The following is a 21,155-nucleotide window of genomic DNA, read 5'->3' as shown; positions in this document are numbered from 1 at the left end:
AAAGGTGGAACGACTGCCTTCATTGCAAACCACTCCCAAAATGCTCAAATGTATTTACACAGGCCATGGCACAACAACACAAAAAAGCTTTCCCTCTTCTGGATAAGAGCCATTCGCATGCCTGTATTATTTTTGATAATTTTGCACATTTTCGCCAAGTTGCCGCCCAATACATACTCGATGGTTTGCTTGATCGTGAAAAATGTTTTATGGCTGTCGATACTTATCAAAAGTCCTATATTGCCGAAGACTTCTTATCTCTCGGGTACGACGTTGAGGATTTTATATCCATCGGAAGTCTTTCGATTGTCGATGTAAAAGAGTCTTACTTCGAGAAAGACGGGTTCAATCCTAATAAGATTGAGGCATTCTGGATTGAACAAACCAAGCAGGCTGTCTCAGAAGGATATAAGGCACTGAGAGTAGTAGGCGAAGCCACCTTTGGCCTTGGAAGCCAAAATCTTTCTGACAAATTGATGCGATATGAAAATATCATCAAAGAAGTGCTCTTTCCTCATTTTCCTTTTAAATCCTTATGTGCCTACGACAAGAGTCTCTATCCTGCGAAAGTTATTAAAGCCGCTATCCGTGCCCATCCGATTCTCTTTTACAACAACGAATTGTTCCTCCAAAATATCCATTACATTCCACCGGAAATTCATTTTCAGGAATCTCAGGAACTTGAAATCTGGCTGGATAATGTCAGAAAAAACAACGAAAATCTCAAATCCCTTGCCGAGCAGGAAACAAAATTCCGACTGCTGTTCGAAGAAGCCCCACTGCCTTACCAGTCTTTAGATGAAAACGGCACGATTAGTGAAATCAATCAAAGCTGGCTCGATACTCTCGGCTATTCTAAGGATGAAGTGATAGGACGCAATTTCGGAGAATTTCTTCCTCCGGACTATGTCACTCATTTTAAGGAAAGCTTTCAGAAATTCAAAGCGGTTGGTGAGGTCATCGGCGTGGAATTCGAGATGGTCAAAAAAGATGGCTCCACAATTCTTGTGGGATTAAACGGAAAAATCAGTAGGGGGCCACAACAGGTATTCCGTGAAACCCATTGTATCTTCCATAATATCACCGAGCAAAGACAGTCCGAAAAAGCAATCCAACGGCAAAATATACTGATTAGCGGAATTAACAGTATTTTCGCCGCAGTGGTCAAGAATGCCGACGACAGGGAGTTCGGAAAAACCTGTCTCTTGATTGTCGAAAGGGTCACCGAAAGCCCTCTTTCTCTGCTCGGTGAAACCGGCTCTGATGATCTGCTGGATATCGCCGCTTCCAACCCCACCTGGGAAAAATGCTCCCTGGGCAACCAGCAGGACTCTACAAACAAACGGCGGCTCCCGCATCTTGAAGGTCTTTATGCCACTGTTTTTAAAAAAGGTCGTGGGTTTCTTACCAACAATCCGGCCTCACATCCGGACAGCAAGGGAGTTCCGCCCGGGCATCCTGAACTGAAGTGCTTTATGGCCGCTCCTTTGAAATTGAACGATAAAACGACCGGGATGATTTCGGTGGCCAATCGTGAAGGAGGTTATACGGATGAAGATCTGGCAACCCTTAAAACCCTGGCCCGCGTTATCAGCGATGCTCTGTCCCGGCGGCGTGCCCAGAAGGCGCTCATAGATCAGGAAATCCGTTACCGCAACCTTTTCATGAACTCTCCCGATGCTATATTCCTGAACCGTCACGACAAAATCACCTTGGTGAACAATGCGTGCATCCGCCTGTTCGGAGCACAGAAAGCCGAAGACCTGCTCGGCAGATCCCCTTACGAACTCTATCATCTCGACTATCATGAAAAGCTGCGAGAAAGGATATACAGAATACGGAACCTCAATGAATCGCTGCCCCCTTATGAAACCAAAATTGTCCGGCTTGATGGAACATCGGTGGAGGTGGAAATAACATCAAAGGGTTACATGTTCGGCGATTCTCTGGATATTCACGTAATTCTGCGCAACGTAACGGAAAAAAGACGGGCTGCAGAGGAGTTGAAGCGTTCAAATAAAGAACTCGAAGAATTTGCCTATGCCATCTCTCATGACCTTCAGGAGCCAATCCGCTCGATCATCGGTTTTCTCCAGCTTTTTATTTCAAAGACTCCTAGTGAAAGAGTCGACGACCGGGCCCTGATGTACCTCGACAGAGCGATTGCCGCCAGCCGTCGAATGAAGGGCCTTATCGACAACTTACTGTCCCTCTCCAAGGTTTCAACCAATGGCTTTAAGGTCAGGCCAACGGAACTGAACCAGGTAGTTGGCATTGTACTTGAAAATCTCCATTCAACTCTCACAGAGAGAAATGTGGAAGTAATCTGTCAGGATTTGCCGGTAATGGCTGTCGATGCGGACTTGATCCAGCGGCTTTTTCAGAACCTTATGGCGAACGCCATAAAATACAATACCAGTCATGCGCCCGTGGTTGAAATTGGGTGCCGCCCCTCCGATGACAGTTATGAGTTTTTTGTAAAGGACAACGGCATAGGTATTGAGCAAAAATTTCAGGAGCGGATTTTTAGACCCTTCCAGCGGCTGCACACCAGCCAGGAATATGAGGGAGTGGGCATGGGCCTGACCCTGTGCAAAAGAATCGTCGAGCGCCATCATGGAAGGATCTGGATGGAATCACAACCCGGTCAAGGCTCAACCATTTTTTTCACACTATCTGCAAGCCTTGGAGGTCATGATTGTTAATGATAGAGCGCTCCGGTGGCTTGAGACACTTTATTTGACCATCAATTCATAACCATGGTCATACGGCTGGCAATCTTATTTAAGGAGAATTGCGAAGAAGTCAGGGTGGGCTTTAAAAGCGGTTACCTATCGCCTCACTAGATCATGACGATGCCTCTTTAGGATCCTTATAGTGAGGATCGCCCTCGTCGGCTTCATGCATCTTCAGGAAAAGCTTTTCGCCTGCGAAAACCAGAATCAAGCCGATGAGCGAGGCCCAGATGACGAACATATCGGACTGAACCTTGACCCATATGAAGGCGCCGAGGACCACCACGTCGAGCACGATAGCGGTGATCAGAATGGAGGCTCTGGCACCGACCTCTTTATGTAAATGCTTTAACACGCCCCAGTGGATTCCGATGTCCATGATGATGTAGAAAATCGCGCCAAGCGACGCGATGCGGCTGAGGTCGAAGAAAATGGTCAGTACGATGGCCATGGCGACCGTATAGATCAGCGTGTGCATTTGCAGCCCGCCGGGCAACTTGAAGTGACGGTGCGGCACGAGCTGCATGGAGGTAAGCATGTCCAGCATCCGAGAAACCGCGAAGACACTGGCGATTACACCCGAGACCGTGGCAACGATAGCGAAGCCGACCGTGAACCAGAGCCCGTATTGTCCAAAGGCCGGGCGCGAGGCCTCTGCCAGCGAGTAGTCTTTTGCCTTGACGATCTCCTCGATCGACAGGTTTGCACCCACGGCTAGAGCGATCAGCACATAGAGGACGGTGCAAATGCATATCGAAACGATGATGGCGCGACCGACGTTCTTCTTCGGCTCCTTCAACTCGTCACCGCTGTTGGTAATGGTAGTGAAGCCTTTATATCCCAGGATGCCCAGGGCGACCGCCCCGAGAAAACCGGCGGCACCGGTCTGCTGGGGTGCAGCGCTCACGCTCTCGAATTCCAAGCCCGACGCCCATAGACCGCCGATCGCGAGCACGGCGAGCCCGGCGATCTTCAAGAAAGCAGTGAAAAACGAGATGGACTGGATGTATTTATTTTTCAGCAGATTGATGCCGAAGGCGAAAATGAGCAGGCCGACCCCGAGCGCGGGCACAAGCCAGTCGGCTTGCTTGACGTCAAACAACTGCAAGGTGTAAGTGCCGAAGGTGCGCGCCACCAAGCTCTCGTTGATGATCATGGAAAAATACATGAGCAGCGCGCAGGCGCCCGTCATCAGGCTCTTGCCGTAGGCCTTTTTGAGAAACATGGCGATGCCGCCTGCCGAGGGATAGGCCTGTGCCATCTTTACGTAGGAATAGGCGCTGAAACCCGCGATGATCGCGGCGATGAAAAAAACCAGCGGAAACCATGTACCCGCCAACTCGGCGATTTGGCCGGTTAGCGCGAAAATGCCAGCGCCAATCATCACGCCCGTGCCCATGGAGACGGCTCCCCAAAGCTTTAGGCTATCTTTTTTGTAGTCGGAAGAACTGTTCTCGCCCATCGTTTTTTTTAATAAATAGATTTTTGATTGTCATTCAGGCGACCCGGCCTCATCCTTTCGGTGCTCATCTCGGCGCTCGGGTCGCTCCTCAGCGTTGTCCTATCCTCCGGATGATTGCTGAAAATGTAGTCACTGGTTGACTCCACGGCAAGCGAGGACAATGAACTTGAGGTCAAAGGCAGCTATCACTAGTTAAGGGGAGAGATATCTACGATAAATTGCCTCTGTTGTTGAAAAGGGGTGTCATTCGTTCCAACTTCGAGAATGGAATGATACAATAGAATAACCGACCAAGTCGTCGCACCGGCGGAGACGGACTCTGATGACAACACGGAAACGGATTCGATAGGGATTTGCCACGTCCAGCGGAGCGGCTTACCTGAAACTTCTCAACATCACCTTAAAGGAGGATATGATATGGATGAGACTGTATTGACGCAGCTATCGTATACCAAGGTCATCGAGCATTTCATAAAGACAGGGCGGGCGCCGCATTATACAGAACTTGCTGCGACTCTGGGCGTTTCACCCGAGGAGGCGCGATCAGCACAACACCAGGCAGCTGAATCATCTCTGGCCTGCTGGTTCGTCAAGGACACAGATTATGTAGAATCCTGGGCACCTTTTTCCAATGTGCCGACCCCTTATCTGATAAGCGTTGAGGAAGAACAAAAATGGTACGGACAGTGAGGGCTTGAAGCGCTGGCCGTGCGCTGGCTCTTCCCGGATAAGGAAATTCGCATTAGCTCTCGCTGCCTGGATTGCGGAGAGCCTGTTTTAATACGCATGCACAATGAGGATGTCCTCGAAGTAACTCCCGAGACAGCCGTTGGACACATCAACATTCCTCTGGCTAAGGCCTTAAGCGGGGAAATTCCCTGGGGGATGGCTTGAAGCCGCATGAACCTCTTCCGGTCGGAAGAACATGTTAAAAATTGGGCATCATACGACCCCGTCTCCGCCGAATCGGTCATTCCTGTAGACGTCTATGCCCAGGCCTTCAGTGGCCCTCTATTTAAGAATCGCCTGACGCCGGACTATCTTAGCAGGACTCAAGATTATGCAGGTGAATTTGTAAAGACATTGCAGGCAATGGGCAAGGGTGGCCCCTTCTGGATTCCGACTTAGATGGTCTCTGACAAAATGTCGGAAGTCTGCTGAGCGAAAGGAATTTACACCAAGCCTGACGATTCCTGCTGGCAAACACAATGAAGAGGGTTACGCCGTAATCGACCTAGCCCTCAAAGGCCATGATAACGTCATCCTGCAAACGTAGGTCCAGCCCCGACGAGCTTCCATAGGTATTTTCACGTCAGCAGTTTTTTCTTGGTTGCCACCCATTTTTCCAGTTCAACAATTATGAAAATTCCCAGCCCTACAAGCAAAGGGTAAAGCAAGAGGTGTAACGATATGGGAGATGTTTCAAAGATGTCATTCATGAAGGGAGCATAGGTGAATACCCCTTGCAGTATTATCAGGACCAGACAGGCGACGAAGACGGCTTTATTGCTGAAAAAACTCTTGTCGAAGGCTTGATGCCGTATTTTTCGACAGTTTAACAAATAAAATAACTGACCGAAAACCAGAGCGTTAACGGCGACTGTTCGGGAGGAGATTATGCCGTGTTGGTCTTCAAGCATCAGAAAAACGACAGTCACCGCACCGCCCAGCAGCAGGGATATATAAACAATCCGAAAAATGAAATATCCGCCGATGATGGAATCATCCGGGTCTCGTGGCGGATTCTTCATCACGTCCTTTTCCATGGGCTCGAAGGAGAGGGCCAGAGCCAGGGTCACAGCCGTTACCATATTTATCCACAAAATCTGGGCAGGGGTTATGGGCATGGTTATTCCCAGAAGAATGGCGCCGATAACCACCATGGCTTCCGAGCCGTTTGTCGGCAATATGAAGATAATGGCCTTGCGGAGATTGTCATAGACCGTGCGCCCCTCCTCAACGGCATTGGCAATCGAGGCGAAATTATCGTCGGCCAATACCATTTCAGCGGTATCCTTGGCAACTTCGGTCCCTTTGATTCCCATGGCGATGCCGACATCGGCGTTCTTCAAGGCGGGGGCGTCGTTAACCCCGTCGCCGGTCATGGCGCTGATCACATTATTTGCCCGCAGCGCTTTTATCAATTTCACTTTATGTTCAGGACTGGTGCGGGCAAAGACATCATTTTCCATAACAACTCTTTGCAACTCCCTCTCATCCATCCTGTCCATGTCCCTGCCTTCTATTACCTTTTCTCCATCACCTATACCCATTTTCCTGCCGATGGCCCTTGCCGTGATCTTATGGTCTCCGGTGATCATCTTTACCGTGATGCCGGCAGCCTTGCATTGCCTGACCGCCTCTATCGCTTCTGATCGCGGGGGGTCCATAATCCCTATCAATCCTAAAAATACGGCTCCGTCGCCAACATCCTCCTTTTCCAGCTCATCGGTGCTTTTGTCGGGAATTTTGTAGGCAGTACCAATCATTCTCATGCCCCTGTCCGCCGCTTCATCGATACTGTCCAGCCAGGAGGATTTATCCAGTTGCTTTTCACCAGCTGCCGTTAATTGCTTATCGCACATTTCCAGCAGCCTTTCAGGAGCTCCTTTGATATAGATGATCCTGTCATTGTCGACTAGGTTGAGTGTGGCCATGTATTTATGTTCGGAGTCAAAAGGTATGTCGTTGAGGCGCTCCGGCAGGAAAACCTGGAGCCCCGCTTTATAACCAAGGGTTTTCAATGCCCCTTCGGTAGGCTCGCCGATCAGCCTCCAGGTGCCGTCATCTTTTCTGATCTCGGACTCATTGCATACCCAGGCGGTCTGGAGCAGCTTTGTCAGCGGTTCCGACTCCGAATGATCTACCTTTGAACCATCCAGAAGAATATTGCCTTCAGGATCGTATCCTTCACCCTCTATCTCATAGGATTTACCGTCGATGATTATGAGTTGCGCCGTCATTTCGTTGCGCGTTAGCGTTCCGGTCTTATCCGAGCAGATAACCGAGACCGCTCCCAAAGTCTCGACCGACGGCAGCTTTCTGATAATGGCATTGCGCCTGGCCATGCGCTGGACCCCGATAGCCAGAGTGATGGTCATGATGGCGGGAAGTCCTTCCGGAATAGCGGCAACCGCCAGGCTTATGACCGCCATAAACATGTCGTCTATATTGTGTCCGCGAATGAAAAAGCCAAATAAAAACAAAGCCACAGCGGCACCCAGAATAACAAAAGCCAGCTTTGTGCCGAAATCATGGATCTGCCGGAGTAAAGGCGTGGTGATCTCCTGCACCTCCGAGATCATGGTGTTGATTTTGCCTAGTTCGGTGTTTTCCCCTGTTCCGATCACTACACCCTGAGCGTTACCATATGTTGCGGTCGTCCCGGAATAAGCCATGCTGGTGCGGTCGCCCAGTTCGGTATCTTCGTCAACAGCTTGGGACCTTTTTTCCACAGCCGCCGATTCTCCTGTCAGTGGTGATTCTTCGACCTGGAAGCTCTTTTCTTTAAAAATTCGAAGATCAGCCGGTATTTTATCGCCCGCGGTCAAGGAAACGATGTCTCCAGGAACCAGTTCTTCGGCATCGATCTCATTTTTCTGGCCATCCCTGATTACACTTGCTTTCAGGGACAGCATCTTTTTGATGCCCTCCAGCGCCTTTTCAGCCTTGCCTTCCTGAATAAAACCAATAATGGCGTTTATGATGACAACGGCGAGGATGATCCAGGTATCCACCCAATGGCCGAGAACCGCGGTAACCACTGCAGCAACAAGAAGAACATATATTAAAATGTTGTCGAACTGCTTAATGAACCGCGAAAACTCTGACTGCTTTCCTCTTTCCGGCAACTTATTCGGCCCGTATTCCTGAATTCGCCGGGAAGCGTCATCTGTTGACAGGCCTTGTTTGTCTGTGTTCAGAGAACTGAATACCTCCTCTGCCGTCATGCTGTGCCAGGGTTTTTTCTGCTGAGATGCATTATTTGCCATGATGGTTTTCCTGTTGTTGAATCAGCGAACTGGATAAAAGTACGCATGGATACGAAGCTATGAGTTGTTATAGCTGGTAAGCGGACCTGGTTATTCATTTTGCCTGATACATGCAGATCGCATGCCGCCTGAACCTCAAAAATAACTGGTATAGGTCCTGGTGTTTAGCTTCGATCTTCTTGACAGGTGCCGAATGGACTAATATGAGGTAGGGATATCAGTCCTCTTTGACAGGAAAATGTCCAGGATGATTGGAAATGATCAGCGATCCTGATGATGGCTCGAATCAATTCTCTGTTCATGCAGCAAGGCCGCATCAGTCTGTATAAAAACAGCCGGGATAAGAAAAGCAAAGAAGAGATAGTCACTTGCGGATAGTATGGAAGAGTTTCAGGTGTATAATTGGAAAGCAGCAACTGGCGGATTCCGGATCGGGGTCCGGAATGACGGTAGTCGGCGGTCTGTGGTTCAATGGGATGGAGCAGGTCACAACAAGACAGAATGGTATTTGAGTGACAAATTCCTTTTCCAGGAGCAGGGAAGAGCCGTTATTATCCGAGATAACAAAGAAAGGTCATTCCCGAATCTACAGCAACGGCAACTGGCGGATTCCGGATTGGGGTCCGCAATAACGGTAGTCGCATGGTCCTGCGGCTGAATAGGGGCCGGATCAAAAAAGAAACCGCATGCTTATCAGCTATCCAGCTTCTTTTTCAAGATTGCCTTAGAATTTTGTTTTGATTATTGAGCATATTTATGAAATTCGAAATTTTCCTTCCTGTAGCCGGCCTGGAACTCAGGAAGCTCCGCCACCTCATTAATCAATCGTGTAACGTTTTTTCCCAAAGTAATTTTTGTCTCAGGAAAGTTTTTTCCCCAGCTTGAATAAACGGCTGCCAGATAATCGACGATTGTCGGTCTATCGCCGGTTATGAATCTTTTGTTTTCCAATTCCTTATCCAGAATTGCCCACAGTGAGGAAACGGTATCTGCCAGTTGGCTTAAAACCTCTGTCCGTTCATTTTCATCCATTTTCGTTTTATATTTTATGGTCATCATTTTGCCGTATGCAGGGTGCAGGGTTGCATAGTCAAACATCAGCCACCGGAGAAATTCTGCTTTTTGGGAGAGATCGTCAGGCAGCATCTCTGATTTGTGTTTTTCTAAGAGATAGAGGACGATTGCCGCACCTTCCGTAATGATCTGGGCGTTTGCTGTTCTCAAGGCGGGAACCTGGTTTGTCGGCACGATAGCTGAATAATCGGGAACATCTTCACGCCTTACCGGTGTATATTCAACCTGAAGCTTTTCAAGTAAGACAACAATACCTGAAGAACACGAACCTGGAATGGTATATACAGTATACATTTTTTCTCCTTAACCCTGTGGTAGTTGGGGGAAGCATTGCACTCTACTCCGTGAGCGCTTCTGCATTTTTCTCTCATCATTTGCAATTCCTCTTCTGAGAAGAGGAATTTCTTAACCTATAACAATGGTGCTTTTTCTTAGCGATGGAAGGGGAAATTTGTGGTTGCAACAGGAGAGTTTTTTTCAGAATTAGAATCTTTTTTAATTCTGGACATATACAATTACTCATCAACCGCTTATGCAGACTGCCGCATGCTTGCAGTCATTATTCCCGCGCCTATCAGCGCCGTGCCACCGCAGCGATTAAACCACTTGCGCACATGGGTTATTGGGCAATTCAGAGTTCTCCTTCATTCAGGACTCCTTTTCATCGTCTCTATGAACCGTATCGGTTGAGAACGCCGGTAGGCAGACCGCAATATACTCGGCTCCTCCTTCATGTGGAGTGCTGTATTGTACCCACTCATCGGCCTCAACAATTATTGCTTCACCCGGATGAATATCCAGTTCCTGTGTTGCCGTTTTTACCCGCAACATTCCTTTGAGCACAACGGTGTATTCCCTGAATTCCGGCTTCTGGCCCGGTTCCTCCCAGCCTGCAGGACTGGCCATGTGAGCGACACTCAGGTCTGAGGTCTGCGAATTGACCCGACCTATATATTCTTTGATGATTTTCGGTTTGTTGCCCGCGGCTTCAATTATTGTCGGCGTGTCAATTTTCAATACCATTGTTTTCTCCGTTTTACCCGGATTCTACAGAGTCCGGCTGGTTATGAAGGCATAGATAAAACCTCGCTGCCCCCTGTTAAGACGGAAATATTGCTTGAATTCTTCCGAGGGCCCAGATCACTATTACAGTAAAGCCTTATTTTGTGGTTACAGCACCCGGATTTTTAGAACCGCGAATTTACAGGTTGTACATTCCAGTGATCTCTTGACAAGCATAAAACCTCATCTGCATACCGGTGCCGCGGAATTCTCCGGCGTTTCGGCAAGATGCCGGATCTCTTTTTGGGTGAGGGCGATTAGCTCGGAAAAAACGGAATCTTTCTTTTCGGCCAGCGTTGCCGCCCGCTCTATTATTTCTTTCGCCTCCCGCAGGCAGCCTCTCCTGGCAAGGGTGTCTGCGAGATTGTTCATGGCCCCTAAGTGTTGGCCGTCCCTTTCCAGGGCCTGCCGAAAGTAGTCCTCGGCCTCAGCCTGGCTGTTTCGCATCAAGGCATTGTTGCCGGAGGCAAAGAGCAGCATACCGTCGTCGGGCCATCGGTGGAGTGCTGCCCGGTAGGCGGGCAACGCTTCCACCGCAGAGGCTGTCTTTTCGAAGGCGGCTAACGCCTGAAGGTAACGGTCCCGGTCGACCTTGGCTGGCAACTCTCCGGGGCGCAGGATCACCAGAGCCCATGACCCCGGTCTCTGCCAGCTCACCAGAAAGGACGGCAGAGCCATTATGAGCCGTTTGGTAGTCCCTGAACGGAGGATGATTTTTTCGTCGGGCTGCAGTCCTATGGCCACGGCATAATGGTAAAACGGCAGAAAATCCAGGCCGTAGTTCTGCAGAACGAGAACCGGCCTTCCGACGACAAGCTCTGCGGCCAGAGCGTCGAGATTGGGATCGATGACATAGGGAATCCGTCCGAAGGAGCGGCTTGCGGCAACAAGCTCTAGCTGGAAACTGCCCTGTCTTTCCGGGACGTAGAGGAGGGGGGTGAGTTGTTCCGGTCGGATATTGACACCGGAGGCGGCAAGCACCATGGCAAGTGATGCCGGTCCGCACTGATACTTCTCCTGGGGGAAGAAGGGCGTCGCCTCCAGATCGGGATAGTCACTGCCGCCGAGATCGACGGGCTGATACTTCAGGCTGCAGCCGGACAGCTGCCAGAGAAGCAGGCACAGCAATCCGGCCCTGGCGATGGTGCTTAAATACAATCCTTAGAGCCTGGTGAATATATTGGTTACGCCAAGTATTTCCAGCACGATCAAAACGACAAGGACTACACCGAGAACAGCCAGAACACTCGAGCCGGCAGGCAGTTCGTCCATCCCCTGTTGCAATCGCCTCAGTTCGGCTTCGCTCAACGAGGCGATGCGCTGACGGGCATCGGTGGGATCAACACCCAGGGTCACCAGTTGTTCCTGCACATCCTGGCGCTCGAGCAGGGCTGTGAGTTCATCGGTGCTGATATTCTGCGCCTGGTCAAGATACACAGAGGTGTCGATTACCGCAGCCTGGGCCGTCGGCACCAGGCTCGACGTGCAGAGAAACGCGGCCATCAGGAAACCGATGAAGATTCTGTAGATTGTTCCATGCATGTACACTACCTCCTCTCCCAGATAGATTGAAACCCTGCGTCTTCCGCTTTCAGGGACTTTGACGAGTCGTTCTCGTTTCATGTTCCATGATGTCTCTATCTATATTTGTAGATGATCGTGGAAAAACTTTCCAGTTTTATTTGAACCCGATAGTCATGTCGCGGCATTGCCGGGATGAACAGCGGCAGAATGATCATGCTTCGTGGAGCGTTTCATCCCCAGCGCGGAAAACAAAGACCGGTCGGTTAACGGCAGAGGATAGGTTTGGGTCACATAGCGCATATCTTCGATGGTGTAGAAAGCGTTGGGATTATATCGTTTGATCAGGGCGACGATCTTGCGAACATTCTTCCTTTTGATGACGCTGAAGATAAGACTCACCGGCCCGAATTCGCCTTGTGCTTCAACGCTGGTTACGCCATACCCCTCCTTGCGGAGCACGCTGAGGAGCTCGTGCGCTTCCCTCTGGGTGATGATCCGGATCAGGATGTTGCCGAGGGCGATTCTTTCCTCGAGGACCACGCCGACATAGTTCCCCACGGCAAAACCCAGGGCAAAGGCAATATAGGTCTGCCAGGAGTTCAGATTTTGCATAACCTGTGCCACGGCAACCAGCCAGATGAGGGATTCGAAAAAGCCGAGCAGGGCGGCAAAATACTTCACGCCCTTGGCGACAAAAATAATACGCAGCGTGCCGATGGAAACATCGAGTATCCGGGCCAGAAAGACCAACAGCGGCAGAAGGATGTAGGCAAAAGCGGCACTCTCACTGAAAATTGACATTGTTTATTTTCCTCCAAAAGGAAAGTTGTCGGTTTCGTCCTGGAAACCGGTACAGCAAATTCAACGTTTCTGGAAAAACAGCTGCCTGAGTTTTTTCCCTTACATTGCAGGCTGTTTGCAAAAAAAATTGCGGTCACTTCCCTAAAACCGACAAAACGGAAATTTGCCGTTACCGGCGAATTTCCGTTTTTCAGGCTGTATTTTTATTTTATCCGACCGCGGATATGGGGTCAGGATGTCGTTAATTGAAGTGATTACAAAATCATAGCAGAGATGAGCAATCATCGTTGCAGTGATCTTCTTCAAAAAGCAACAGCCATTTACAAAGAAAAAGAGCGCTTGTCAAGCGTGATAATCACCTGGCCTTTACACGAAGGTTTATCCCTCGCCCCGGCAAGTCAATATCCCCCCGCCGGATCAATATGGAGATGGTGGGGATGGGGGAAGGAATCTAGTCTTTGTTTAGCCCCTGTTGGCACAGTAGATGAGTATGCACATACTAGACCATTCCTGTGCCCTTGTCTTGTCACGTATAGCTCAGATAAGTGGCTACTGTTTTTCTAACTGACAAGAGAAAATCAGCCAAATCCATGGGCTTGGTCATGAAGGCGTTTGCCCCTTCAAAAAGAGCCTCTTCCTGGTCTTTTTCGGCAAGAGAAGAGGAAAACACCACAACTGAAACGGTATCGAATTGCTTGTCTTTTCTAATTTCCTGTAATATTTCCTGCCCGTTTATTTTGGGCAGGTTCCAATCGAGCAGCATCAGCTTGGGATTTCCACGGGATCTATTTGCATGGCTCCCGCGGCAATAGAGATAATCCAAAGCTTCCTGCCCGTCTTGCGCCACAGCGTATTCACCCTCTAAGGCTAACTCGGCCAGGGCAATCTCCATCAACAATATATCGTCTTCCTGGTCTTCTGCTATGAGTATGCTTTTTGCTTTAGTCATCCTGTTTCCCTTGGTCTTTCGGTAAGGAGAAGTAAACCACTGCGCCCTGATCTACCTTGCCTTCCATCCATACCCGTCCTGAATGGCGTTTAATGACACGTTCCACGTTTGCCAGCCCAATTCCTGTGCCTTCGACTTCCTCAGAAGCGTGCAGTCTCTGAAAGACTTTGAAGAGCTTATTGTAGTACTTCATATCAAACCCAACCCCGTTGTCCCGGATAAAAAATACATACTCAGTCTCCTCTTCCTTATATCCGATTTCTATGATGGCGGGAGAGCGACTCCGGGTAAATTTCAAGGCATTGCCGACCAGGTTCAAAAGGACGAGCTGCAGCATTGAGTAATCTCCCCGAACCACAGGCAAATCACCCACACTCCATTGGATATCTCTGTCGCCGATTTCCACCGCCAGGGTCTGCCTGGCCTCGTTGATGATATCATTGAGATCTACTGCGTCATCTTTCAGCCTGGTATTTCCGATCCGGGAAAACTCTAAAAGATCATCGATCAGCACGCTGATATTCCGGGAGGCCTTGAGTATCGTGTTAAGATAGCTGCGGCATTTCTCGTTGAGGCCGGACCAGGCATCTTTCTTGAGCAATTGAGTATAGCTGTTCATATGACGAACAGGAGTCCTTAAATCGTGAGAAATCAGATAGGTAAAACCTTCAAGCTCTTTATTGACTGCTTCCAGTTTAGAAATTGTTATTTGCAGTGTCTCCTTGTATATTTTTGCTTCGGTAATATCGATGAAGGAGATTACTGCACCTTCGATGACGTTTTCAAGAGTGCGATAAGGCTGGATGCGCAGGGTAAACCACTTGCCTTTATCTGTCTCTACCTACACCTCTTTATTGACGAGGGTGTCCAGGACACTCTTAACGTCATTGATCAGGCCATCATAACCCACAAGATTTGAAGCGATATGGCTGACCGGCCGCCCGATATCATTTGACATGAGATTGATAATCTCTGTGGCGGCGGGCGTGAAGCGCAGAATTTGCAGGCCCTGATCGACGAAGACGGTAGCGATTCCTGTACCGGCGAGGAGATTGTTCATGTCGTTGTTGACCCGAGACAAATCTGTCACCTTGGACTGCAGTTCGGTATTTGTTGTCGTTAGTTCCTCGTTGATTGACTGCATCTCTTCATTGGTGGATCGTAATTCCTCGTTGGTGGTTTGCAGATATTCTTCCTTGGCCAGGAGTTCCTGCCTGAGCGCGGCCACCTGGGCGTTTGTCTTGCCCTGGGAGGAAGTCTTCGGGCTGCCCGGGTCTTCATCTACACCCTGCAGCGCTTTCTGGCGAGCCTGGTCGGAAGAGCATAGGTTGGCATCTTCAATGACGATCAGAAAAAGAGACGGCGCATCAGAAGAGGCCGGAGTTGCACCTGCAGCGATTTCCGGATCAGGACGAGCCGCCAGTGGACGAACGATAAGATTGGCAGGGGTGAAGTCGCCATTGGTTTTAACCAGCAAACCGCTGTGTCGCACCAGTTCCCTGGAAATGGCGGCCTGACGCAGGGCGGAGGTCAGTTCGCCCTGCAATCCCTCTCTGGCCATTTTCAGGACATTGCCGACACCAGCTTCACCAGGGGCCGGTTCAAGATACCTCCCTGTTCGGCCATGGATGTAGAGAACGTCACCATGGCCGTCGACGAGGATGCCAACCGAGGGGATTTCGCGCAGGAGAGCTTGCTCGGTCATTTCACGCAACGATATCTTTCGGGGTATGGCGGCCTTGCCTGCCGGACCAGGCTGAGCCATATGGACCGCCGTTTTAACGGGCGTCAGGAATCGATAGTCCTGACGGAAATACTCTTTTCGGGTATACAGCTTAACTGTCCGGTCATGTGATGCAAACAGATCATCAAATTCACCAACGGTCTCCGAACTGCCGAGAAAGAGAAAGCCATCGGGATTCAAGGCGTAATTAAAAAGCGGAAAAAGTCTTTTCTGCAGGTCGGCACTCAAATAAATAAGCAAATTGCGGCAGCAGATCAGGTCGATTCTGGAAAAAGGCGGATCTTTAATGACGTTCTGCTCGGAAAAGATCAGCATTTCCCGAATATGTTTATCGATTCGGTAGACGCTGCCATCGGCCCCGGCTGTAAAATATCTGGCCAATCGCTTGGGCGAGATGCCGGCGGCGATACCCGCAGGGTAGAGGCCGGCCCGTGCCGTGGCAATCGCCCGGCTGTCGATATCTGTGGCGAAGACCTGTATAGTATACTTCAGGCTCCTTTTCTCCAGATACTCATGAAGGAGGATGGCGAGTGAATAGGCCTCCTCACCGGTAGCGCATCCTACAGACCAGACACGGATCGCGCTACCTTCCGGTTTGTTGGCAAAAAGCACCGGGATAATTTTTTTTTCAAGCATCTTGAAGGCCTCTGGGTCACGGAAGAACCCGGTCACGCCGATCAGCAGGTCACGGAAAAGTGATTCAATTTCCGCCGGCTTCTGCTGCAGGTAACTGACGTATTTATCAATTGATTCAATCCGGTTTATTGCCTGGCGCCGTTCGATTCGGCGAAAGATGGTGTTCGGCTTGTACTGCGAGAAATCGTGGCCTGTCTGGGTCCGCAACAGGCTGAATATCTTTTTCAGAGCGTTGTCATTTTTGGGATGCGCGGGGAGAGCTGACTGCCGTGACTTGTCAAAAGCCTGGGAAACATAGGCCAGGAGCTGGGCGGGCATTTCTTCTGGCGGCAGTTGGTAATCCACCAGGCCGGAGTTGATGGCGCTGCGGGGCATGCCGTCGAACTCGGCGGAATTGGGGATTTGGGCCATGGCCATGCCGCCGGCGGCCTTGATGGCCCGCACACCCTGGGTGCCGTCGCTGCCGGTGCCGGAGAGGATGATACAGATGGCTTGCTCGCGTTGTTCCTCTGCCAGCGAGGAAAAGAAAAAATCAATGGGTAGGCGGTGTCCCCGGGGCGCCGAAGGTTCAAGCAACTGGAGTTTGTTGCCGAGAAGGGCCATATCGCGATTCGGCGGTATTATATAGGCGCAGTTGGCCTGTATTTTCATCCCGTCCGCAACCTCGAAGACTTCCATGGGCGTGTAACGTTTGATCAGGTCGGTGAGCATGCTTTTATGATCAGGTGCCAGGTGTTGTACGAGGACAAAGGCGATCGCGGTAGGGTGGGCGGCCGGCATAGCGGAAAAAAATGCCTCAAAAGCCGCCAGGCCACCGGCTGAGGCACCGATGCCGACAACCGGGAATCCTGCAGAGAGTTTCTCTGCTTTTCTCTCGGCTGGTTTCCGGTTTTTGATTGTGTCGGCATCGGGCCTGGATACCGTTTTTTTGCTTCCTTTGTTTTTTACTGAGGAGGACATAAGATTCTCTATTGCCGAAAAAACCACCTATCCTGCCCGGCATGCATTAGGAAGAGGGGCCAAGCTCTATGAAGCATCAGTCATAGCAGGATATAAAGATATTTGCAAAAGTCAATATCTCGTTGTTCTAGCAAAAATATTCTTTGCACTGTCGACATTGTTGTAACTTCATTTTATCTTTGTAAGGTGAGACAAAATTTATGATAACAGAAGAATTGATGATGCTGGTTTTGCGCAGTTTTGGTGAACCTGCCGAAAAGGTACTAATGTGGCCTGAGAGAGCAGGATCGTGAAGAAATCCTGTAAAAAACACGAAAAAAAAGATAGTCTGAGAAGAGTTGATGAGAAAATGTGATTCTTCCCGGTTTGAATGGTGGTACCGAGATTTCGGAGAACCATCGTGAAAAAAAAAGGATGATGATGTGGATGAGATCTTGGAAGTACTGAGGAAAGAGGACATGTGCGTGCTGGCAACAGTATCCGAGGGGATTCCTCACTGTTCGCTGATGGCCTATATAACGGATGAAGAAGGCCCGACCACCTATATGATCACCCACAATAACACCAGAAAATATGCAAATATGTGCGCAAACCCTACGGTCAGTCTGCTGATAGACACACGCCGGCAAGATGATGCGGCGGCATCGCGCGGGGATATCTACGCCCTGACGATCACCGGCCGCTATGAAAAAGTAGAGGATGAAGACCGGCGCAACAGACTGCGTCAGCAATTCATACACTGTCACGGGCATCTCAGGGAGTTTGCCGAGGATGGCCGGGCGGTGGTCTTTTGTGTTGTTGCCGAGTCGTTTCAGCTGTTTCGCGGGGCCATGGATGCGGTCTACAAAACAAGTGCCGAGTGAGAAGGGAGAGGTGATGAATTACTGCAGCAACTGCGGCGCGGAGGTTGCACTCAGAATTCCCGACGGGGATAACAGGAACCGTTACGTCTGCGACAAATGCGGGATTATCCATTACCATAATCCCCGGGTAGTCGCCGGGGCGATTCCGGCCATTGATCACCGGATCCTGCTTTGCCGCAGGGCCATCGAACCGCGGCGGGGCTGGTGGACCATCCCGGCCGGCTATCTGGAAAACGGTGAAACCGTCGAGCAGTGCGCCAGGCGCGAGACGCTCGAAGAAGCCGGCGCACGTCTCGAGGATATACAGCCGTACTGCCTCCTCAATCTGAGCTTTGTCAATCAAATCTATTTCGTCTATCGGGCCGGGCTGTTCCAGGGGCGATTTCATCCGGGAGAAGAAAGCCTGGATGTCGATCTTTTCCCACTGGACAGGATTCCCTGGGATGAGCTTGCCTTTCATGTAGTCAGGGAGGTGCTGGAATTATATTGCCGGGATGCGGGAAAAGGCCGGTTCTATTTTCGTGAACGCAACATTGAAGCGCATGGAAGATTGGGCCCTTCAGTTAGTCATACATCAGGCAGGAAATGAAAAGACCAAGTCAGTACTTCAGGGCAGGCGCAGGTGCACTCATCATAAATCGCCGGGGGCAGGTTCTCATTCTTGAACGCTCCGACATTCCCGGTTCCTGGCAGCTGCCCCAGGGCGGCCTGGATGAAGAAGAGGAACCCTATCAGGCAGTTATTCGCGAGGTTGAAGAAGAGACCGGGATCACCGCCAGCGACCTTCAGCTTATCGCCCCGCACCCGGAACCCCTGGTCTATGAATTGCCTCTGCAGGCAAGAAGAAACAAGACCGGCAGAGGGCAGGTCATCTATTTTTTTCTTTTTCGCTTCATAGGTGATGAAAACAGGCTCGATCTCACCCACAGCAAAGAATTCAGAAACTGGCGCTGGACCACGGCAAGACGGATGGTCGGGCTCACCGTCGAATTCAGGGCGGGGGTCTACAGGCGCCTGGCCGAACATTTTGCCCAGTTCCTCAGCGAAGATGAGTATCGATAAATTCTCCAGGCCAACTCTTTAAAATCTAGAGGTGGCCAGGACATGAGTAGCGTCAGCCCATGTTCTTTTAAAGCGGATATCAACCGCTTCAGCATCATCATTCTTGCCCTGTTGTTTCAGGGCCTTGGCTAATCCGAACAATGAATACCCGTTTTCAGGGTTTTTGCGCAAATCAGCTGCATATACGACCTCGGCTTCACGTGGCCGGCCGGCATCAAGAAGCATGGCGCCGAGAAAGTGACGCACTGGGAAGTACCAGTCGGGCGGTTCGTTATAGATAAGACTGTCCTCAAGCCGAACTGCTCTTTCCAGATGGGCCAGGCCTTCCAGGGTATCGCCCTCGGCATATGCTATTTCTCCCAGAACAATTTCATGTGCAATTGTTAAAAGGTTCTCCGCAGTGCCAAAGCCGATATAATGCTCAAGCGTGCTCATGAACTTTTGTTGATTTTCCAAAGCATGCAGTTCTTTTTCGGCTTCAGTAATCCTTCCGGTATGCAGGAAAGCCAATGCCCTGCCATAGTGCCAGACACCTGTCATGTATCTTGATTCTACTTCAGGTCTGGGTTCTGAAAGCATCTCCTCCCACATTCCAAAACGCACCATGACAAAGACCGGCTGCGATAAAAACGTCTCATAGAGGGTCCATATATTTTTATCAGCGCTCAGCTCATGGGGAACTTTTGCGACTATCTTTCGGGCTGATTCCAGTGCTTCTGCGGGACGGCCCATAACCATTGCCGACCATGCCATGAAGTGTATATTGTGAGGATAATAATTCAGAGGGTAGATTCCCTGGGCTCGACATTGGGTTATATAGTTTTCGTCGGCTTCAACAGCGCGTTTGTTTACTTTATAAGAATCGGCAAATCTGCCAACCCTCATATAGATGTGTGACGGCATATGTACAAGGTGACCGGCTCCAGGCATTAATCCGCCCAGCATATCTGCATGCTTTTCTCCTCTTTCAGGATGACGTGCCTCCACCGTATGGATGAAATAATGCAATGCCCCTGCATGCTTGGGTTCACGATCAACTACCGACTGCAGGGTATTGAGAATTTTTGTGGTATTCTCTCTGGGGCTAGCATCCAGATTCCAGTAGTTCCATGGGCTCAGGTTCATCAGAGAGGCGGCGTAAAGTGTCGCGGCATCCAGATCTTCGGGATATTTCTCCACCAGTGCTCTCATTGCATCGGCATAGGCATGGTCAAGTGAAGTCCGGTCTTCTGGTGCGATCTTGGAATATCTTTTCGCCAGGGCTTCGATAAAGTCCTGCTCCCTTTCCGATACGGCTTCCTTACGTTGCAGCGCATGTTGAATGGCCTCATACGCCTGAGGGGCAACATCGGGCATCATCGGCAGATTTAGATTTGGTCCGAGCACCAACGCCCAGCCCCAATATGCCATGGCATTGTCATGATCCAGCCGTACCGATTCCTTGAAGGCCCTCAGGGCTTCCGAATGGTTGAAGGCGTAGGTCAGTCTCAGTCCCTGGTTGAAGAACTCCTGTGATTCGGGGTTGTCGGTTGTGACCGGGAAATGATAATTTCCCAGTCCTGCAAGTCTGGGCGCTATCGGTTGTTCTGCTTGGAATGGATCTGCTTCGATCGCCCGGCTGTCATGTATTTTTGCTGCAGCTTGCGTCCCATATAAAATCAAAGCCGATAGGACGATAATGATCTTGAGTAAACGCATGATCGAACCTCCTTTTGCTTGATGTTTGGTATCTTCTCAATCAATAGGCGTAATTCCCAAGCTTACAATGTAAGCCGGAACAATCTGTAGTCCATTGGTCCCCCGGTTCAATCCCCCTCTGATCCACCACCGGAATTGGACGGTTCTTCATAGAGACAAGCAGGATCGAAGGTCTTTTGAGAGAAAAGTATCTGTCAGGTGAAGGTAATCAGTATTGGCTTACGCAGTAATGAGCGAAATTACGCCTACTGAATGAAGACAATAGATTATGAAACTCACTCATAGGAGAAGAGCATGCGGCCGTCAAAACAGTTTAAAGCGGATATTTTTAAAGGCGAAAGAGAAGAAGCATTCGGCAACCCTCTTAACAGCTATGAAAAAACGATGTTTGTTATTTTGTTTCTCATGCTGACCATGATTTTGACTGTCGCTGCCTGGAGCGGCATCCTGCTGCTCTTTGGACAAATTGAGGGGGGAGGACCACTGGGATTGTTCATGGAAGAGGTACTGATCAATCTGCTGCTCAACAGGTGGCTGTGAGAGGGCAGTCTGTTTGTGATTAAGGCGGAACTACGCCAGGGTAGGCGAGTGAC

At 50.0% G+C, this 21,155-nt stretch carries 17 protein-coding genes and 1 pseudogene; 8 read left to right on the top strand and 10 right to left on the bottom strand.

The window, feature by feature from the left end:
- Nucleotides 1-65 precede the first annotated feature (65 nt).
- Nucleotides 66-2,705, top strand: a complete 2,640-nt coding sequence (locus JWG88_RS05370; protein WP_205232685.1) for a PAS domain S-box protein — start codon at nucleotides 66-68, stop codon at nucleotides 2,703-2,705.
- A 142-nt stretch (nucleotides 2,706-2,847) separates the two neighbouring features.
- On the opposite strand, the gene JWG88_RS05365 is transcribed toward JWG88_RS05370, so the two are convergent.
- Nucleotides 2,848-4,197, bottom strand: a complete 1,350-nt coding sequence (locus JWG88_RS05365) for an APC family permease (RefSeq protein ID WP_205232684.1) — start codon at nucleotides 4,195-4,197, stop codon at nucleotides 2,848-2,850.
- Between the two features lie 417 nt (nucleotides 4,198-4,614).
- On the opposite strand from JWG88_RS05365, the gene JWG88_RS05360 reads away from it, so the two are divergent.
- Genes JWG88_RS05360 through JWG88_RS05350 form a run of 3 tightly spaced genes read left to right on the top strand, consistent with a single transcriptional unit; the run spans nucleotide 4,615 to nucleotide 5,325 of the window.
- Nucleotides 4,615-4,887, top strand: a complete 273-nt coding sequence (locus tag JWG88_RS05360; RefSeq protein WP_205232683.1) for a hypothetical protein — start codon at nucleotides 4,615-4,617, stop codon at nucleotides 4,885-4,887.
- A 12-nt stretch (nucleotides 4,888-4,899) separates the two neighbouring features.
- The gene (locus tag JWG88_RS22125; protein ID WP_371927045.1) at nucleotides 4,900-5,091 is read left to right on the top strand and encodes a hypothetical protein; all 192 of its coding nucleotides are present in this window, start codon (nucleotides 4,900-4,902) and stop codon (nucleotides 5,089-5,091) included.
- Nucleotides 5,092-5,097: 6 nt separating this feature from the next.
- Complete coding sequence (locus tag JWG88_RS05350; protein ID WP_205232681.1) at nucleotides 5,098-5,325, top strand: hypothetical protein; 228 nt, start codon at nucleotides 5,098-5,100, stop codon at nucleotides 5,323-5,325.
- Nucleotides 5,326-5,504: 179 nt separating this feature from the next.
- Here the strand turns inward: JWG88_RS05350 and JWG88_RS05345 are convergent, their stop codons facing one another.
- The 8 genes and pseudogenes from JWG88_RS05345 to JWG88_RS05300 all read right to left on the bottom strand — a co-directional run bounded on the left by JWG88_RS05345 (nucleotide 5,505) and on the right by JWG88_RS05300 (nucleotide 16,759).
- Nucleotides 5,505-8,189 carry a cation-transporting P-type ATPase gene (locus JWG88_RS05345; protein WP_205232680.1) on the bottom strand — a complete coding sequence of 895 codons (2,685 nt, stop codon included), beginning with the start codon at nucleotides 8,187-8,189 and terminating at the stop codon, nucleotides 5,505-5,507.
- Between the two features lie 741 nt (nucleotides 8,190-8,930).
- Complete coding sequence (locus JWG88_RS05340) at nucleotides 8,931-9,557, bottom strand: glutathione S-transferase family protein (RefSeq protein WP_205232679.1); 627 nt, start codon at nucleotides 9,555-9,557, stop codon at nucleotides 8,931-8,933.
- Between the two features lie 354 nt (nucleotides 9,558-9,911).
- A complete protein-coding gene (locus tag JWG88_RS05335; RefSeq protein WP_205232678.1) occupies nucleotides 9,912-10,286 on the bottom strand; it encodes a cupin domain-containing protein in 375 nt (124 codons plus the stop codon).
- Between the two features lie 222 nt (nucleotides 10,287-10,508).
- Nucleotides 10,509-11,483: a PA2778 family cysteine peptidase gene (locus tag JWG88_RS05330; RefSeq protein WP_205232677.1), complete on the bottom strand. Its 975-nt coding sequence runs from the start codon at nucleotides 11,481-11,483 to the stop codon at nucleotides 10,509-10,511.
- Between the two features lie 3 nt (nucleotides 11,484-11,486).
- Nucleotides 11,487-11,948: a PA2779 family protein gene (locus JWG88_RS05325; protein WP_205232676.1), complete on the bottom strand. Its 462-nt coding sequence runs from the start codon at nucleotides 11,946-11,948 to the stop codon at nucleotides 11,487-11,489.
- Between the two features lie 72 nt (nucleotides 11,949-12,020).
- A complete protein-coding gene (locus tag JWG88_RS05320; protein WP_205232675.1) occupies nucleotides 12,021-12,650 on the bottom strand; it encodes a DUF2179 domain-containing protein in 630 nt (209 codons plus the stop codon).
- Nucleotides 12,651-13,176: 526 nt separating this feature from the next.
- Nucleotides 13,177-13,599, bottom strand: a complete 423-nt coding sequence (locus JWG88_RS05315; RefSeq protein ID WP_205232674.1) for a response regulator — start codon at nucleotides 13,597-13,599, stop codon at nucleotides 13,177-13,179.
- Nucleotides 13,592-16,759: pseudogene (locus JWG88_RS05300) on the bottom strand (CheR family methyltransferase). Before JWG88_RS05300 ends, JWG88_RS05315 begins: the two are co-directional and overlap by 8 nt.
- Nucleotides 16,760-17,361: 602 nt before the next feature.
- Between JWG88_RS05300 and JWG88_RS05295 the strand changes: the two are divergent.
- The 3 genes from JWG88_RS05295 to JWG88_RS05285 are packed head-to-tail and all read left to right on the top strand — an operon-like array spanning nucleotide 17,362 to nucleotide 18,864.
- Complete coding sequence (locus JWG88_RS05295) at nucleotides 17,362-17,802, top strand: pyridoxamine 5'-phosphate oxidase family protein (protein WP_205232673.1); 441 nt, start codon at nucleotides 17,362-17,364, stop codon at nucleotides 17,800-17,802.
- A gap of 13 nt (nucleotides 17,803-17,815) precedes the next feature.
- The gene (locus tag JWG88_RS05290) at nucleotides 17,816-18,391 is read left to right on the top strand and encodes an NUDIX hydrolase (protein ID WP_205232672.1); all 576 of its coding nucleotides are present in this window, start codon (nucleotides 17,816-17,818) and stop codon (nucleotides 18,389-18,391) included.
- The gene (locus JWG88_RS05285) at nucleotides 18,388-18,864 is read left to right on the top strand and encodes an NUDIX domain-containing protein (RefSeq protein ID WP_205232671.1); all 477 of its coding nucleotides are present in this window, start codon (nucleotides 18,388-18,390) and stop codon (nucleotides 18,862-18,864) included. The genes JWG88_RS05290 and JWG88_RS05285 overlap by 4 nt, the downstream gene beginning before the upstream one ends.
- Before the next feature lie 18 nt (nucleotides 18,865-18,882).
- Here JWG88_RS05285 and JWG88_RS05280 read toward each other — a convergent pair whose 3' ends face one another.
- Entirely contained in the window at nucleotides 18,883-20,562 is a 1,680-nt protein-coding gene (locus JWG88_RS05280) for a tetratricopeptide repeat protein (protein WP_205232670.1), read from the bottom strand.
- Between the two features lie 294 nt (nucleotides 20,563-20,856).
- On the opposite strand from JWG88_RS05280, the gene JWG88_RS05275 reads away from it, so the two are divergent.
- On the top strand, nucleotides 20,857-21,102 hold the full coding sequence (locus JWG88_RS05275; protein WP_205232669.1) for a hypothetical protein: 246 nt from the start codon (nucleotides 20,857-20,859) through the stop codon (nucleotides 21,100-21,102).
- Nucleotides 21,103-21,155: the final 53 nt, after the last annotated feature.

It is taken from the genome of Desulfopila inferna (genome assembly GCF_016919005.1).
GTDB classification, from domain to species: domain Bacteria; phylum Desulfobacterota; class Desulfobulbia; order Desulfobulbales; family Desulfocapsaceae; genus Desulfopila_A; species Desulfopila_A inferna.
The sequence above is the reverse complement of the archived record's forward strand: the minus strand, read 5'-3'. Positions and strand labels throughout refer to the sequence as shown.